A 16016-nucleotide genomic window follows, 5' to 3' on the forward strand; every position below is an offset into this window, starting at 1 on the left:
GCCCGGCGTTTTTCTTTGATTTCCATGAGGGAAAGCATCTATAGTCCAGGCGTTCTCAGGGCGGGGTGCAATTCCCCACCGGCGGTATGGGGATTTTCCCCGAGCCCGCGAGCGCCTTCCGAGTTTTCGGAAGGGTCAGCAGATCCGGTGAGAGGCCGGAGCCGACGGTATAGTCCGGATGGAAGAGAGCAAGCAGGGTCGTACCCTCCTCCGCGCGGGGAGTGCTGCGTTCATGCGTGTTCGCCCAAGGGATAATTGACAACAACCCTTGAAAGGCAAAATTCATGACCATTTCGATTTCTACCCAGCCGAGCCGCATCGCGATCATTCGGGCTCGCTGGCATGCTGACATCGTCGACCGCTCGGTCGACTCCTTCGTTGCCGAATGGCAGACGGTGGAAGGCGCATCGCCGATCGATATCTTCGACGTGCCCGGCGCACTGGAAATTCCGCTGCATGCGCAGACCCTTGCCCGCAACGGCCGCTATTCCGCGATCGTCGCCACCGCTTTCGTTGTCGACGGTGGCATCTATCGCCATGAATTCGTTGCGAACACGGTCCTCGACGCAATGATGCGCGTCCAGCTCGATACCGGTGTGCCGATCCTCTCGGCGGTTCTGACGCCGCATCATTTCCAGGAGTCGGAAGCACATATCCAGTTCTTCAAGGAACATTTCATCATCAAGGGCCGCGAAGTGGCCAGCGCCTGCCGCCATATCCTCAGCGAACGCGCCAAGCTGCTACCGGCCGTCACGGTCTGAACCAGCGTAGTGGAGGCGCGGCCAAAGCCCGCCTCCACATCACAAGGGAGAAACGTCAGTGACCGTCCTACGCATCATCCCTAACCTCCCTGCCGCCGATCCCGCCACGGCCCGTCTCTTCTACCATGACCTGCTCGGCCTCGACGTCGTCATGGATCACGGCTGGATCGTCACCTTCGCCTCCGAAGCGGCAACGGTTCCGCAGATCAGCGTCGCCAGCGAAGGCGGTTCGGGAACACTCGTCCCCGATCTCTCCATCGAAGTCGACGATGTCGACGGACTCTATCAGCGCGCCACATCCATGGGCTTCGGGATACTGTATGACCTTACGGACGAGCCCTGGGGCGTTCGCCGTTTCTATGTCCGCGATCCCTTCGGCAAGGTCGTCAACATCCTCTCCCACCGCTGACGCAAAGCTCGCGGACGCTCTCTATCGCAAATCGAGATTGAACGTGGTGCGTTCAGCCGGCCAGACCGATTCCGAGTAGGTTATCGGCATACCCGCCGCATCCGCATCCACCTTGCGCGTCACCAGCAGCGGTGTTGATTTCGGCTGGCGCAAGATCCGCGCCTCCTCGGCTGTCGGCATGCGCGCCTCGATCTCCGTCTGCAAGCGCTCGTAGTCGGTAACGCCATAGCTCGCGAGTGCCGCCGAGATTGTCGGATGCTGCAATCTGGCCTTGTCGAAATCGGGAAAACGGTCAGCCGGATAATAGGAATCGCCCAATTCGACCGGAATGCTATCGGCCGTCATCACGCCGCGACGATGGATGACCAGTGCCCCAACCGCCAGCTTCAGATAGCTGGCAACGCGTTCCGTCGCCGGCACGATTTCGTGGACGAGCAACTCGCCGCCCGGCTCGAAACCTTGCTCGATCAGGTTCTTGTGAAAACGGGTGCGCTTCGACAGCGTATAGTCGAGCACGCCCCTATGAACGAAGGTTCCCCGTCCCTGCTCGGCACGCACCAGTCCGCGCTGCTCCAGATGGCCCAGCGCCTGACGCACGGTGAAGCGGCTGACACCGAAGCGCTGCATCAGCTCAGGCTCGGTCGGCAATTTCTCTCCTGGCGCGAAAGTCCCGGTGGCAATATCAGCCGCCAGGATCTCGCCGATCTGATGCCAGAGGGCGCTGCCGCCCTTGCGATCGATCGTCTCCATGTCAGATGCGCTTCTCGAGCCGGAACAGAAGCTTGTATTCGGCCGGATAGCTCAACGCATCGAGAATGCTCGGATAGTATTTGCGGTCCTTCGTCGCGCGCACGAAACCGTCATAGCCGAAACGCCTGACGGAAACATCGAAGCCGGCCGTCGTGAACGCCTCGATATAGTCCTGTGGCGAGCGATCCTGCATCGGCGCATTGCTGTTGTTGCCGATCAGTTCGAGCCATTTCGGCCAAAGCGGCATTTCATTGTGGCACCCGGTCACCGCGTAATAGACGCCCCCATCGCGCATGGCCCGGAACATCCCCTCGGCATGCTCTTTCAGTTCCGGCAGCAGATAGATCACCTCATAGCTGAAGGCCACATCGAAGCTGTCGGCAAAAGGCAATAAATCGGTCGTCACATGAAACTGCAGCGGCATATTGCCGACAGCTTCGACAGCGGCAGCCACGGACTCCGAAGCGATATCAATGCCAACGCCGCGTCGGAACGGCCGCATGGCATAAAGCAGCCGCAAAAAACCACCGCGATTGCAGCCGAAGTCCAGGACAGTCTTCGAGGAGAAATCCCGCTCCGGCACCGTTTCGATGAAATGCCGCCAATAGGGGCTGTGCGATTCCGCCATTGCGGCGTCGCCCTGCGGTTCCTTGTGCCAGGTTGCATAAGTCGTTGCTGCGCTCGTCATGATGCTCTCGCTGTTGGAGTGGACTGCCCCCTTGATAGCCACGTCTCATGACAATCATATGAATTCGTCCGGACGACCGGACTACTACACGCAATCGACCATCCATTGCACGCCATACCGATCCGTCAGCTTGCCGTAGTAGCTGCCCCAAGGCTGCACGGCGAGCGGCGTCGTTACGGTACCGCCCTCGGCAAGCCGGGCAAAAATCTCGCCAGTGCTACCGCGATCATCCATCATGAGCATGTGCGCAGAGCCGCGCATCGGCTCGGCGTCATGATTGTCGGAGGCGAAGAACAAGACGCCTGGCCCCTCGAAGCGAGCGTGCATTACCCTGCCCCGCATTGCTTCGCGGGCAAGCGGTATCCCATCCGCACCATGACGGACCAACAGCGTCACTTGGCCAAGCCCGCAGGCCGTATAGAAGGCAAGCGCGTCCTCACAATGCGTCGTGAAAAACAGATAATTGGCGAGTTGCAACTCCTGACTCCCCTTGTTGTCGGACGAGCGGCCCACGCGGCCGCCCGGTATTGATGCCAATTGCTTCAACTCAAGCGCGATGAGCTTCGACCTCGGGCGCTGCGGCGCTCGCAATGGCGCCGACCAGATCAGCATTGCTGTAGCTTTGGCCCGCAATGCCCCAGGCGCCTTCAGGCGCATAAACTATATTCGACCAGATATGCTCGCGCTTGATCCGCCCTTCGGCCGCCTGTTCGACGACATCAGTCGCTCTTGCAATGAAAGCGCACTTGGCTTCGGCGGTCGCGAGCGCGATTTCGGGCAGCTTGAGTTCGATGAAGGCCGCGGCAACGGGCTTTCCGGCTGCCAGCACGTGTTCGGCCGGAAGCACGTTGATCGACCCGATGACATTGGCCGTCATGAATGCATTCCCGGTCAAGCCGGCAACATCGAGGACTGCATCCGTCAATCCAGCAAAAGCTTGCGCCTGCGCTTCGGACGAAAGCAACCCTTCGGATACGGTGAGTGTAATGGGCATGGGATATCTCCTTGTTGGACCTGTGACGGCAATTGATATATACCGATCACTCTTTAACGATACACACCGATCACTCTCTACGCAATAGATAAAGAGAGATCACTCTTAATGGAGGCGATAATGCGCTATAGCGCCGAACATAAGGAAGAAACCCGGACGCGGGTCGTCGCGGCGGCAGGGCAAGTCTTTCGCAAGGAAGGCTATGGCGGCGCGGGCATCGATGCGCTGACGAAAGCGGCCGGCGTCACCAACGGCGCCTTCTACGGACATTTCAAGTCCAAGAGCGAAGCGTTTCGCACCGCTGTCGTGGAAGGATTGGAAGAGTTGCGCCAAGCGATCCTGGTGCTCAGGCAAAATCAGCCGAAAGACTGGTTGAAGGCACTTGCCAGCTTCTATCTCGGTTACAAGCGGACCTGCGATCTCGGCGATAGCTGCACGCTGCCGAGCCTTTCCCCCGATGTGATGCGTGCCGATGAAGAAACACGCGGCGTCTATACGGTAGAGTTGAGAAAATTGATCGCGGATGTTGCCGCCGGCCTGCCGGAAAGCGCAAACCCTGGCGAAACAACGGCGGAGGATCGTGCCATCGTTCTTCTCGCAACGCTGAGCGGTGGTCTGACGCTTGCCCGCGCCGTCTCCGATCCCACCCTTTCCGTGCACATAGCCGAAGTCATTGAACGGGCTGCCCTGACGGCCGGCAATCCTTCGCGGCCACAAGGCGAATGACGATGCAATTCACGTGATGAAGGAATAGCCGAGGCGAAGCTTGCCGCTCCGCCTCGGCGGGCCATTTACGCCCGGATCGCCTTGTCGTTCGCATCGAAACGATGCATCTGGCTTGCATCCGGCGTCGCATAGACCATCTCGTCCGGCTCATATCTATGTTCGCCGAAGAGACGCGCGGTCAGAAGGCCGGTGGCCTCGGATTCGAGGTAGATGATCGTATCGGCACCGAGATGCTCGACATGGATGACCTTGGCCGCCCATGTGCCCTGATCGCGCGACAGCGTGATATGTTCGGGGCGGATGCCGACGGTCTTGGCACCGCTTTCGCCGAGCCGTTCTGCTGGGATGAAATTCATCTGCGGCGAGCCGATGAAGCCGGCAACGAAGGTGTTGGCCGGGCGGTTATAAAGCTCCATCGGCGAACCGATCTGCTCGATCGCACCGGCATTGAGCACGACGATCTTGTCGGCAAGCGTCATCGCCTCGACCTGGTCGTGAGTGACATAGATCATCGTCGCTTTCAGGCTGCGATGCAGCCGGGCGATTTCGAGGCGGGTCTGGACACGCAGCGCCGCATCGAGGTTCGACAGCGGCTCATCGAAAAGGAAAAGCTCGGGTTCGCGCACGATGGCGCGGCCGATGGCGACACGCTGGCGCTGGCCGCCGGAAAGCTCTGAAGGACGGCGAGCCAGATAGGGCTCGAGCGACAGCATACCGGAAGCTTTCCCGACGCGGCTTTCGATTTCGGCCTTCGCGGTACCGGCCTGCTTGAGGCCAAGCCCCATATTGTCCTTCACAGTCAGATGCGGATAGAGCGCATAGGACTGGAACACCATCGAAATGCCGCGCTTGGCCGGCGGCGTCACCGTCACATCCTGGCCATTGATCAGCACGGCACCGGAGGTCACGTCCTCCAGGCCAGCAATGCTGCGCAGAAGGGTCGACTTGCCGCAGCCGGAAGGACCAACGAAGATGACGAACTCACCATCCTGCACTTCGAGGTCGATACCCTTCAGCACGTCATGCGTACCGTAGGCCTTGCGGATGGATTTCAGTTGAAGCGATCCCACAGTCTTGTCCTTATAGATAAACAGGCTTGCCGGTGCGCACGCTCTCATCGGCGGCAAGGCATATGCGCAGCGATTGAACGGCATCGTCCATATGGCGATTGAGGTCGATATCCTCGCGGATGGCCTTCAGCATGAAGGCCTGCTCGAAGTCGCAGAGCTCCTGATGGCCCGGTTCGCCATCCATATGCAGATCCTGATCCGGCCGGATAAACTGGCCGTTCGGGCCAGTCTCGGCGTTGTGCAGCCGGATAACCGACGTCTTCGTGTGCATGTCGATATCATCGGACTTGGCATTCTGATCCATGGCGATCGAGACCGAGCCGTTCGGCGACATCACATCCTTTACGAAGAAAGCCGTCTCCGAGATCATCGGACCCCAGGCGGCTTCGTACCAGCCGACAGAACCGTCTTCGAAAATCACCTGGAGATGGCCGTAATTATACATGTCCGGCTTGATTTCCTGCGTCAGCCGCAGACCCATCCCACGTACCTCGACGGGCTTGGCGTCGGTGATCTGGCACATGACGTCGACATAATGTACGCCGCAATCGACGATTGGCGACGTGTTTTGCATCAGCGCCTTGTGCGTCTCCCAGGTCGGACCGCTCGATTGCTGATTGAGGTTCATGCGGAATACGTAGGGGCCGCCGAGCTTACGCGCTTCGGCAATCAACCGCATCCACGAGGGATGATGGCGCAGGATGTAGCCGATCGTCAGCTTCTTGCCGGCCTTTTTCGCAGCCGCGACCACACGCTCGGCATCTTCGACGGTCGTCGCCAGCGGCTTCTCGACGAAGACGTGGCAGCCGGCTTCGAAGGCCATGACCGCAAAATCGGCATGGCTGTCGGAATAGGTATTGATGGAGCAGAGGTCCGGTTTCAGCTCCTTCAACGCGGTCTCGAAATCCGGATGGACCGTATATCCCCGCAGCTCCTCAGGCAGTTCGCGCTTGGAGCGGTTGACCAGGCCGACAATCTCGAAGCCCGGATTGTGGTGATAGGCCAGCGCATGGCTGCGGCCCATATTGCCAAGGCCGGCAACGAGAACGCGGATCGGCTTTTCAGATGGGCTCACTTGACTGCTCCGGATGTAATGCCGCGAATGAGTTGACGCGAGAAGATAACGTAGAGGATGAGGATTGGCAGGATGGCGAGCGTCAGGGCTGCCAGCACCGCGTTCCAGTTGGTAACGAACTGGCCGATGAAGATCTGCGATCCGAGCGTCACCGTCTTGGTCGCTTCGCTCGGCGCCAGAATCAGCGGGAACCACAGATCGTTCCAGATCGGGATCATGGTGAAAACTGCCACCGTCGCCATCGCCGGACGGACCAGCGGCAGCACCAGACGGAAGAAGATCGCGTATTCGCTGAGACCGTCGATGCGACCGGCATTCTTCAGATCGTCGGAAACCGTCCGCATGAACTCGGACAGGATGAAGATCGCCAGCGGCAAGCCTTGCGCGGTATAGACCAGGATCAGCGCCGTCAGCGTGTTGACGAGGCCGGCGGCGACCATGCCCTGCAGGATCGCGACCGTGCCAAGACGGATCGGGATCATAATGCCGATCGCCAGATAAAGCCCCATGACCGTATTGCCGCGGAAACGGTATTCCGACAGCGCGAATGCGGCCATCGCTCCAAACAGCAGCGTCAGGATGATCGAGACGATCGTCACGACGAAGCTGTTCTGGAAATAGGTGAAGAAATCCCCCTGCTTCAGAACGGTGTCATAGCCGATCATGCTGAAGGAGGACGGCGTCGGGACGCTCAAGGGTGCCCGGAAAATCGAGGCGCGATCCTTGAAGGAGTTGATGACCGTCAGGAACACCGGAAAAATGGCGACGAGTGTGTAGGCGATGAGCGCCAGATGGACGAAGCCGGTGCGGACAAGGGAAGTGCGTGCCTTGGACATGGGTCGCGCTCCTCAGAACTGATAGCGACGGATGCGCCGCTGCACGATGAAAAGATAGAAGGAGACGCCGGCCAGAATGATGAGGAACATCACCGTCGCGATCGTCGCCCCCATCGAGCGGTCACCCAGCTGCAGCTGGAAGCCGAAGAACACGCGGTAAAGCAGCGTACCGAGGATATCGGTCGAGCCATCCGGTCCCGCCAAAGCCCCTTGCACGGTATAGACCAGGTCGAACGCGTTGAAATTGCCGACGAAAGTCAGGATCGAGATGATGCCGATTGCCGGCAGCACCAGCGGCAGCTTGATCTTCCAGAACTGGCTCCAGCCGGTAATTCCGTCACATTCAGCGGCTTCGATCACCTCTTCGGGGATGTTGAGCAGCGCGGCATAGATCAGCATCATCGGAATGCCGACATATTGCCAGACCGAGATAAGCGCGACGGTAATCAGCGCCGTGCTCGGCCTGCCGAGCCACGGGGCGAAGAACGATTTCAGACCGATGACATTCAGAAGCTCGGGCGCAACACCCCAGAGCGGCGAGAGGATCAGCTTCCAGATGAAGCCGACGACGACGAAGGAAAGCAGCGTCGGCAGGAATATGGCCGTGCGATAGAAGGCGACGAAACGCAGCTTCGGCAGCGACAGGAGTGCAGCCAGCGCGACACCGATCGGATTCTGCACGCACATGTGGATGACGAAGAAGATCAGGTTGTTGCGCAGCGCATTCCAGAAATCATGCGACCAGCGGTCATCGCCGAACAACACCTTGAAATTGTTCAGGCCGACGAAGACAGATTGGTTGTCGACAACATTGTAGAGCGACAGGCGCAATGTCTCGATCAGCGGCAGGATCATGACCGCCGTATAGACGACGAAGGCCGGGAAAAGGAAGACGAGGATGTGCCAGCGCTTGGAGCGCCTGATCGGCGTCACCTCAAGGGCATCTGATGTCGCAGCGTCGCTCATGGCTTTCTGCCTGTTTTTCTTGGCTGCATGCCGACGCAGCAGCTCTAAGGTTCAAATCCACCCGCTGCCTCGGCTCTTCAGCCGAATGGAAGCGACATCGGGCGTGTCGAATGCAGAAGCGAAAACGATCGCCCATCCAATCATCCAAACAACGAAAAGGGCGAGGAGCCCGAAAGACCCCTCGCCCGTATCAAGCAGTGATTACTTGCCCGGCTTGTACCAGCTGTCGAGGCCCTTCTGGAGCTTCGCGCCGGCCTGTTCCGGAGTGTCCGTGCCGTTGATCACGTTTGCGGACTCGGTCCAGGTTTCGTTTTCCAGGTTCGGCGTGCCGCGCGACAGGATCTGATAGGTCGAACGAACGGTCGACTTGTGATTGTCACGCCAGGAAACGAATTCCTGCGCGAGCGCATCGCTCATCTTCACCGGATGCGAGTTCAGGCTGAAGAAGCCCGGCAGCGAGTTGGCATAGATGGTAGCAAACTCGTCGGAAGCGACCCAGTCGAGGAACTTCTTGGCTTCTTCCTGATGCTTGCTCTTCGTATTCAAGCCGACGCCGATATCCGGATGGTCGGAGATATAGGCTGTGTCACCAGCCTTTGCGACCGGCGGCGGGAATGCGCCCATCTTGAACTGCGCCTGGGTGTTGAAGAGAGCAATTTCCCAGGAGCCGGCCGGATAGATCGCAGCCTTGCCGAGCGTGAAGAGGTTCTGGCTGTCAGCGTAGCCCTGAGCTTCGAAGCCGTCACCGAGGTAGGGCTTCCACTTTGCCAGTTCCTTGTAAGGATCGACCCACGGTGCGTCCGTCAGCTTTTCCTTGCCAGCGATCAGAGCCTTGCGGCCTTCCTCACCCTTCCAGTAGTTCGGGCCGATGTTCTGGTAGCCCATGGTTGCGGCTTCCCAGAGGTCCTTCGTGCCCATAGCCATCGGAATGTAGGTGCCGTCGGCCTTGATCTTGTCGAGAACGGCGAAGAACTCGTCGCGCGTCGTCGGCACCTTGAGGCCGAGCTTGTCGAAGGCATCCTTGTTGTAGATGAAGCCGTGGATGACCGAAGCCATCGGCACGCAGAAGGTCGACTTGCCGTCGTCGGTCGACCACGCGGCCTTGGCGACAGCCGAGAAGTTTTCCAGGCCTTTAAGCTTGGTCAGATCGGCAAGATGCTTCTTGTTGAAGAGGTCGAGCGAAGCATCGAACGGGCGGCAGGTGATGATGTCGCCTGCAGAGCCGGCATCGAGCTTGGCGTTCAGCGATGCGTTGTATTCGGTCGGCGCCGTCGGCGAGAAGACGATCTTGATGCCCGGGTTCTTCGCTTCGAAAGCCGGGATGATCTTTTCCTGCCAGATCTGCAGGTCGTCGTTACGCCAGCTTTCAACCGTCAGCGTCACATCGGCCGCGTGCGCAAGGCTAACTGACGTCAGCAGGCTCGATGCGAGAAGCAAGCCTTTCAGAACATTGGTTTTCATTTCCCTCTCCTGTTTTCCGCGCCATAGCAAGGCGCTGTTCTCGATCTGAAAATCCGCTGGCCTGTCCGAGGAAACGGTCAGCGCTCCATAGGGACCGCCAATACTGCCGACCCCTCCATGCAAAAGGCTTCAAAGGCGCCGGCCCTATCAGCCCGATCAATTGCCGCCCGCCGCCATCAAACGGAGACGCTGCAAGAACTACGCGGGAAAATTATAACGACGTCGAAGCGAGATCCTCCTGATCCCTGGCAGCCTGACGCAACGACGAGATGCGCGCCCTTCCACTTCACCTACTGGCTGTTGTTTTTCTGCCAGCTTTGCCGATGTCCGTTCGTACTGTTCCCTTGCTCCGAATTAAGTCCAAAAAAATACCAATTGTCCAGCCGAATTTAACTTTCAGGTGTAAAAAGATTGAGGCTTATTAATTTATTGTGGGAATTCAATAGGATATTATCGGACAAAAATGCCCGCCTTGCCTATTGGTAAATGGTATTTTTTTGGTATTGTATGGAAAAACGGGGAACAGGCGGCATCCGGAGGCATGATGGGGCAGTTTGCAATTGGTATCGATGGTGGCGGCACGAGTTGCCGCGCAGCTGTGATAGATCATAGTGGGCAGGTGCTTGGCACCGGCAAGGCTGGCGCGGCGAACATTCTCTCCGATCTGGAAAACTCACTGATCCATATTGTCACCTCGGCAAAGCAGGCTTTGATCGACGCCGGGCTCGCTCCCGGACTGCTGCAGACGCTGCCGGCCGTTATCGGAACGGCAGGCGCCAATGTCGGCAACTACGGCAAAAAGGTCGAAGGCGCGCTGCCCTTTGCAAGCACGCGCGTCGTCACGGATGCGACGACAGCGCTTCAAGGCGCTCTCGGCGACGCCGATGGTGTCATCGGCGCCTTCGGTACCGGTTCCGTCTATAATGCTCGTCGCGAGGGCAGGATCTGGGGCATCGGCGGCTGGGGTTTTGTCATAGGCGACCAGGCAAGTGGCGCTCGTCTTGGACGAGATTTGCTCGAGAGAGCTGTCCTGGCCCATGACAAGGTGACAGCCGGCTCGGCGCTCACGGCATCGATCATGGCCGAATACGGCAATGATCCGGAGCGCATCGTCGAGTTTGCGCATGCCTCCAAGCCCAAGGATTTTGCCCGCTATGCGCCGGTCATCTTCGAATATGCCGGGATGGAGGATGCCGTCGCCATCGACATCGTCAAGACGGCAGCGAAAGCCATAACCGAGAGCCTCGATGCGCTGCTTTGGCCGGAATGCCCTTCGATCTGCCTTCTCGGCGGCCTTGCCCAAGCTTATCGTCCCTGGCTTGATGAACGCCACAAAGCGATTCTCGCTGAACCAAGAGGGGACGTTCTACGGGGAGCCGTAGAATTGGCGGCGAAATTGCTGCGGGGTGGAGAGGAAAACAAGGCATGACCGAAGATTTGAGCGCGATCTTCTCGCCGGAGCGCCTTTCTGGAGGCGGCACAGGCCCGCTTTACGTCAAGCTACGGCGCACGCTCGAAGAGGCCGTGAAGGTCGGCAGGCTGAAGCATGGGGATGCGCTTCCACCGGAGCGCGATATTGCCGAATTCGCCGCCGTCAGCCGCGTTACCGTCCGCAAGGCCATCGACGATCTTGTGGCCGAAGGTATTCTCGTCCGCCGTCACGGCTCGGGAACATTCGTCGCAAAACCTGTTTCCAAGGTGGAGCAGCGGCTGTCGCAGCTGACATCATTTACTGAGGACATGGCCCGGCGCGGGATGACGGCTCGTTCCGAATGGCTGCATAAGGGCATCCACACGCCCTCCCCGGATGAAATGATGATTCTCGGTCTTGCCGCCGACACCAGGGTATCGCGGCTGAGCCGTCTCCGTATTGCCGACGATCAGCCATTGGCGATCGAGCACGCCAGCGTTTCCGGCGAATTCCTGCCGGATCCATCGGTGGTCACGACATCGCTCTATGCGGAATTGGAAAAGCGTCAGGTGCGTCCCGTCCGCGCCGTTCAGCGCATATCGGCGACCAACATGAAAGAGGCGGATGCGGGGCTGCTCGGTGTTCCCGTCGGCGCTGCCGGCCTCTCGATCGAGCGTATCTCCTATCTCGGCTCCGGCCGGGCCGTCGAATTCACACGATCGCTCTATCGCGGCGATGCCTATGATTTCGTCGCGGAACTGACGATCGGCGCGAACTAGCTCAGATCCGCGAGACCGAAAAAATGCCGGAATCAAAAAAAGCCGCCCCAGCCAAGATGACTGGGGCGGCTTTTGCATGCAGAATCAAATTCTGAGCGAAGCAGTGCAAGCCTTTGAAACGACTCGCAATCAGGCTGCGTCGTCGACCGCGGCCTCGCGCTTCTCCGGCACATAATTGAGGACCGGGCCGAGCCAGCGCTCTACCTCGGCCACCGGCATGCCCTTGCGGCCGGCATAGTCCTCCACCTGATCGCGTTCCACCTTGGCAACGCCGAAGTAGTAGGAGGACGGGTGAGCTATATAGATGCCCGAGACGGACGAGCCCGGCCACATCGCATAGCTTTCCGTGAGCTTCACGCCGGTTGTCGCTTCGGCGTCCAGCAGGCGGAAAAGCGTGTCCTTTTCGGTATGGTCAGGCTGAGCCGGATAGCCGGGTGCCGGGCGGATACCGGCATAAGCTTCGAGAACGAGTTCCTCGCTTGAGAAAGTCTCATCCGGAGCATAACCCCAGAACTCCCGCCGCACCCGCTCGTGCATCCGCTCGGCAAAGGCTTCCGCAAAGCGGTCGGCCAGTGCTTTCACCAGGATCGAGGAGTAATCGTCATTGGCACGCTCGAAGCGTTCGGCGATCGCGACTTCTTCAATACCGGCCGTGACGACGAAGCCGCCGACATAATCACCGACGCCACTGGAGGCCGGCGCCACGAAATCCGACAGAGCGACATTCGGTCGGCCATCACGCTTCGACAGCTGCTGACGCAACGTATAGAAAGTGGCGAGTTCCTCGCTGCGGCTTTCATCTGTGAACAACCTGATGTCATCGCCAACGGCACCCGCCGGCCAGAAGCCGATGACCGCACGCGGGCGGAACCAGTTTTCCGCAATGATCTTTTCCAGCATCGCCTGCGCATCGCCATAGAGCTGCCGCGCCGCCTCACCCTGCTTCTCGTCTTCGAGAATTGCCGGGAAACGCCCCTTCAGCTCCCAGGTCTGGAAGAACGGGGTCCAGTCGATATATTTTGCCAGTTCGGCAAGATCGTAATTCTCGAATACCTTCGTCCCGAAAAACTGCGGCTTGACCGGCTTGTAGCTCGACCAATCCACTTTCTCGGCGTTTTCACGCGCCCTTGCGATCGGCAACCGTACCTTTTCCGCCTCGCTGCGCGCATGGGCGGCAGCGACCTTCGAATATTCAGCCCGAACGGTATCGATATAGCCCTGCCGCGCATCGGTCGACAGCAGCGCTGATACGACGCCAACGGCGCGGCTCGCATCCGTAACATAGACGGTTTGCCCCCGGTGATAGCCCGGATGGATTTTCACCGCGGTATGGACACGGCTGGTCGTGGCACCACCGATTAACAAGGGGATCTCGAAGCCTTGCCGCTCCATCTCGGAAGCAACATGTACCATTTCGTCGAGAGACGGCGTGATCAGCCCTGAGAGGCCGATAATATCGACTTTTTCGGCTACGGCTGTCTCCAGGATCTTCGTGGCCGGCACCATGACGCCCAGGTCGATGATCTCGTAATTGTTGCAGGCGAGCACCACGCCGACGATGTTCTTGCCGATGTCGTGCACGTCACCCTTGACGGTCGCCATCAGAATCTTACCGGCGGACTTCCGCTCGCTATCACCGCCGTTGGCAAGCTTCTCGGCTTCCATGTAGGGCAGCAAGACGGCAACGGCCTGCTTCATGACACGGGCGGACTTCACGACTTGTGGCAGGAACATCTTGCCCGAACCGAAGAGATCGCCAACGACATTCATGCCGGCCATCAGCGGGCCTTCGATGACATGCAACGGCCGCTCGGCAGCTTGACGCGCTTCCTCGGTATCGGCTTCGATATATTCGGTAATGCCGTTGACCAGCGCATGTTCGAGCCGCTTCTCGACCGGCCATTCGCGCCAGGAAAGATCCTGCGCCTTCGCCTCCTTGCTGCCGGCACCGCGGAAACGCTCGGCAATCTCAAGCAGGCGCTCCGTGCTGTCCGGACGGCGGTTGAGCACGACGTCCTCACAGGCCTCCCGCAATTCGGGGTCGATATTGTCGTACACGGCAAGCTGCCCGGCATTGACGATACCCATGTCCATGCCCGCCTGGATGGCGTGGTAGAGGAACACGGCATGCATGGCCTCGCGGACGGGTTCATTGCCGCGGAACGAGAAGGAAAGGTTCGAGACGCCGCCGGAAATATGGACCAGCGGCATCGTCTTGCGGATCGTCCGCGTCGCCTCGATGAAATCGACACCATAATTGTTATGCTCTTCGATACCCGTCGCGACCGCAAAGATATTCGGATCGAAGATGATATCTTCAGGCGGCAGGCCCGCCACTTCCGTCAGGAGCTTGTAGGCGCGAGAACAGATCTCGACCTTGCGCTCGTAGCTATCTGCCTGACCTGTCTCGTCGAAGGCCATGACGACGACCGCCGCGCCGTACATGCGCATCAACCGGGCCTGCTTGAGAAAATTCTCCTCGCCTTCCTTGAGGGAGATCGAATTGACGATCGGCTTGCCCTGAACGCATTTCAAGCCCGCCTCGATGATCGAGAACTTCGAACTGTCGATCATGACCGGAACGCGGGCGATATCCGGTTCGGCGGCGATGAGGTTCAGGAACTCCACCATGGCCTTTTCCGAATCGATCAGGCCCTCATCCATGTTGATGTCGATGACCTGTGCACCATTCTCAACCTGGTCGCGCGCCACGGCAAGCGCTGCCGTATAATCGGCATTGGTGATCAGCTTGCGGAATTTTGCGGAGCCGGTGACGTTCGTGCGCTCGCCGACATTGACGAACGGGATGTCCTTGGTGAGCTCGAAAGGTTCCAGCCCGGAGAGCGACATGAACGGGCGATGTTCGGCAAGCTGACGCGGCTGATACTTCGAAACCGCCTGGGCAATCGCGGCAATATGTTCGGGAGTGGAGCCGCAGCAACCGCCGACGATATTGACTAGGCCTTCGCGGGCGAACTCCTCGACCTGTGCCGCCATCATCTCGGGCGTCTCGTCATATTGACCGAATTCGTTCGGCAGACCGGCATTCGGATAAGCGCAGATGAAGGTATCCGCAGCTGCGGAAAGCTCCTGCAGATGCGGCCGCATCGCGTTGGCGCCGAGCGCACAATTGAGGCCGATCGTAAACGGGTTGGCATGGCGCACTGAATTCCAGAATGCCGACGGCGTCTGACCCGACAGCGTACGGCCGGAGAGATCCGTGATCGTGCCCGAAATCATGACGGGCAAATGGATACCCTTGGCCTCGAAACGCTCCTCGCAGGCAAAGATCGCCGCCTTTGCGTTCAGCGTATCGAAAATCGTCTCGATCAGGATGATATCAGCGCCGCCGTCGATCAGGCCGTCGATCTGCTCGCCGTAAGCCAGGCGCAAATCATCGAACGTCACCGCGCGATAGCCGGGGTTGTTGACATCAGGGGAAATGGACGCTGTTCGATTGGTCGGACCGATCGCACCGGCCACGAAGCGGCGCTTGCCATCTTCGCGTTCGGCGCGGATCGCGGCACGGCGGACGATTTCCGCGCCTTCCTTGTTGAGGTCGTAGACCGCACCTTCCATCTGATAGTCCGCCTGCGCAATGCTGGTAGAAGAGAAGGTATTGGTCTCCAGGATATCGGCACCAGCCTTGGCGTAGCGATAGTGGATCTCCTCGATCGCATCAGGCTGGGTCAGAATGAGAAGGTCGTTGTTACCCTTCTGATGACATGCGCAGCCGATGAACCGATGGCCGCGAAACTGGTCCTCATCAAAGCCAAGGCCCTGAATCTGTGTGCCCATGGCACCGTCAAGCACGAGAATTCGCTCACTCGCCGCTTGTCGCAAGGCCTTGAACACCTCGCTGCCGTCGCGCTTCGCCGTTTCCGAACCAAAAAGATTGTCAAACATAAGCGAATTCCTCTGGCCTGATTGCGACTCCGCAACCAGATCACATAAAGACATCTTTATGTCAACATATCTATGCTTGAAGTGGCATCATCGCAAGGACGATGCTGCCATAGTTCGACGTATTTTCGGAAAATAAGAGCGATCACAACCGATTGCCGGCACGCCCCATGGACAAGATGAGGAC

15 protein-coding genes and 1 riboswitch are annotated in these 16016 nt (G+C 59.0%); of the genes, 5 read left to right on the forward strand and 10 right to left on the reverse strand.

From position 1 onward, the window contains the following. Positions 1-47 precede the first annotated feature (47 nt). Positions 48-194, forward strand: a riboswitch (FMN riboswitch). Positions 195-284: 90 nt separating this feature from the next. Further along, on the forward strand, positions 285-761 hold the full coding sequence (locus ABOK31_RS09730) for a 6,7-dimethyl-8-ribityllumazine synthase (RefSeq protein WP_075850959.1): 477 nt from the start codon (positions 285-287) through the stop codon (positions 759-761). Between the two features lie 58 nt (positions 762-819). Beyond that, the gene (locus ABOK31_RS09735) at positions 820-1170 is read left to right on the forward strand and encodes a VOC family protein (RefSeq protein WP_349958777.1); all 351 of its coding nucleotides are present in this window, start codon (positions 820-822) and stop codon (positions 1168-1170) included. A gap of 21 nt (positions 1171-1191) precedes the next feature. On the opposite strand, the gene phnF is transcribed toward ABOK31_RS09735, so the two are convergent. The 4 genes from phnF to ABOK31_RS09755 form a co-directional block, all read right to left on the reverse strand. After that, on the reverse strand, positions 1192-1920 hold the full coding sequence (gene phnF, locus ABOK31_RS09740) for a phosphonate metabolism transcriptional regulator PhnF (protein WP_349958779.1): 729 nt from the start codon (positions 1918-1920) through the stop codon (positions 1192-1194). Between the two features lies 1 nt (position 1921). Then, positions 1922-2608 carry a class I SAM-dependent methyltransferase gene (locus ABOK31_RS09745; RefSeq protein ID WP_349958780.1) on the reverse strand — a complete coding sequence of 229 codons (687 nt, stop codon included), beginning with the start codon at positions 2606-2608 and terminating at the stop codon, positions 1922-1924. 84 nt (positions 2609-2692) lie between these two features. Continuing rightward, positions 2693-3085, reverse strand: coding sequence for a VOC family protein (locus tag ABOK31_RS09750; protein ID WP_349958909.1), 393 nt, complete (start codon positions 3083-3085; stop codon positions 2693-2695). A 70-nt stretch (positions 3086-3155) separates the two neighbouring features. Continuing rightward, a complete protein-coding gene (locus ABOK31_RS09755; RefSeq protein ID WP_174180053.1) occupies positions 3156-3602 on the reverse strand; it encodes a Tautomerase enzyme in 447 nt (148 codons plus the stop codon). Between the two features lie 120 nt (positions 3603-3722). Between ABOK31_RS09755 and ABOK31_RS09760 the strand changes: the two genes are divergently transcribed. Then, positions 3723-4328, forward strand: coding sequence for a TetR/AcrR family transcriptional regulator (locus tag ABOK31_RS09760; protein WP_349958783.1), 606 nt, complete (start codon positions 3723-3725; stop codon positions 4326-4328). A gap of 65 nt (positions 4329-4393) precedes the next feature. On the opposite strand, the gene ABOK31_RS09765 is transcribed toward ABOK31_RS09760, so the two are convergent. The 5 genes from ABOK31_RS09765 to ABOK31_RS09785 form a co-directional block, all read right to left on the reverse strand. Beyond that, the gene (locus tag ABOK31_RS09765) at positions 4394-5398 is read right to left on the reverse strand and encodes an ABC transporter ATP-binding protein (RefSeq protein WP_349958785.1); all 1005 of its coding nucleotides are present in this window, start codon (positions 5396-5398) and stop codon (positions 4394-4396) included. Between the two features lie 10 nt (positions 5399-5408). Then, positions 5409-6473: a Gfo/Idh/MocA family oxidoreductase gene (locus ABOK31_RS09770; RefSeq protein WP_349958787.1), complete on the reverse strand. Its 1065-nt coding sequence runs from the start codon at positions 6471-6473 to the stop codon at positions 5409-5411. Beyond that, a complete protein-coding gene (locus tag ABOK31_RS09775) occupies positions 6470-7309 on the reverse strand; it encodes a carbohydrate ABC transporter permease (protein ID WP_174180061.1) in 840 nt (279 codons plus the stop codon). Before ABOK31_RS09775 ends, ABOK31_RS09770 begins: the two co-directional genes overlap by 4 nt. A gap of 12 nt (positions 7310-7321) precedes the next feature. After that, positions 7322-8275 carry a sugar ABC transporter permease gene (locus ABOK31_RS09780; RefSeq protein ID WP_349958790.1) on the reverse strand — a complete coding sequence of 318 codons (954 nt, stop codon included), beginning with the start codon at positions 8273-8275 and terminating at the stop codon, positions 7322-7324. A gap of 201 nt (positions 8276-8476) precedes the next feature. Then, positions 8477-9736, reverse strand: a complete 1260-nt coding sequence (locus ABOK31_RS09785) for an ABC transporter substrate-binding protein (RefSeq protein WP_349958792.1) — start codon at positions 9734-9736, stop codon at positions 8477-8479. A gap of 544 nt (positions 9737-10280) precedes the next feature. Here ABOK31_RS09785 and ABOK31_RS09790 point away from each other — a divergent pair. Together ABOK31_RS09790 and ABOK31_RS09795 are read left to right on the forward strand one after the other, a co-directional pair. Then, complete coding sequence (locus ABOK31_RS09790) at positions 10281-11165, forward strand: BadF/BadG/BcrA/BcrD ATPase family protein (RefSeq protein WP_349958911.1); 885 nt, start codon at positions 10281-10283, stop codon at positions 11163-11165. Next, positions 11162-11926, forward strand: a complete 765-nt coding sequence (locus tag ABOK31_RS09795) for a GntR family transcriptional regulator (RefSeq protein ID WP_015340412.1) — start codon at positions 11162-11164, stop codon at positions 11924-11926. The genes ABOK31_RS09790 and ABOK31_RS09795 overlap by 4 nt, the downstream gene beginning before the upstream one ends. 129 nt (positions 11927-12055) lie before the next feature. Here the strand turns inward: ABOK31_RS09795 and metH are convergent, their stop codons facing one another. Then, positions 12056-15832: a methionine synthase gene (gene metH, locus ABOK31_RS09800; RefSeq protein WP_349958795.1), complete on the reverse strand. Its 3777-nt coding sequence runs from the start codon at positions 15830-15832 to the stop codon at positions 12056-12058. Between the last annotated feature and the right edge of the window lie 184 nt (positions 15833-16016).

The organism is Rhizobium sp. ZPR4, from assembly GCF_040215725.1.
Classification (GTDB): Bacteria; Pseudomonadota; Alphaproteobacteria; order Rhizobiales; family Rhizobiaceae; genus Rhizobium; species Rhizobium rhizogenes_D.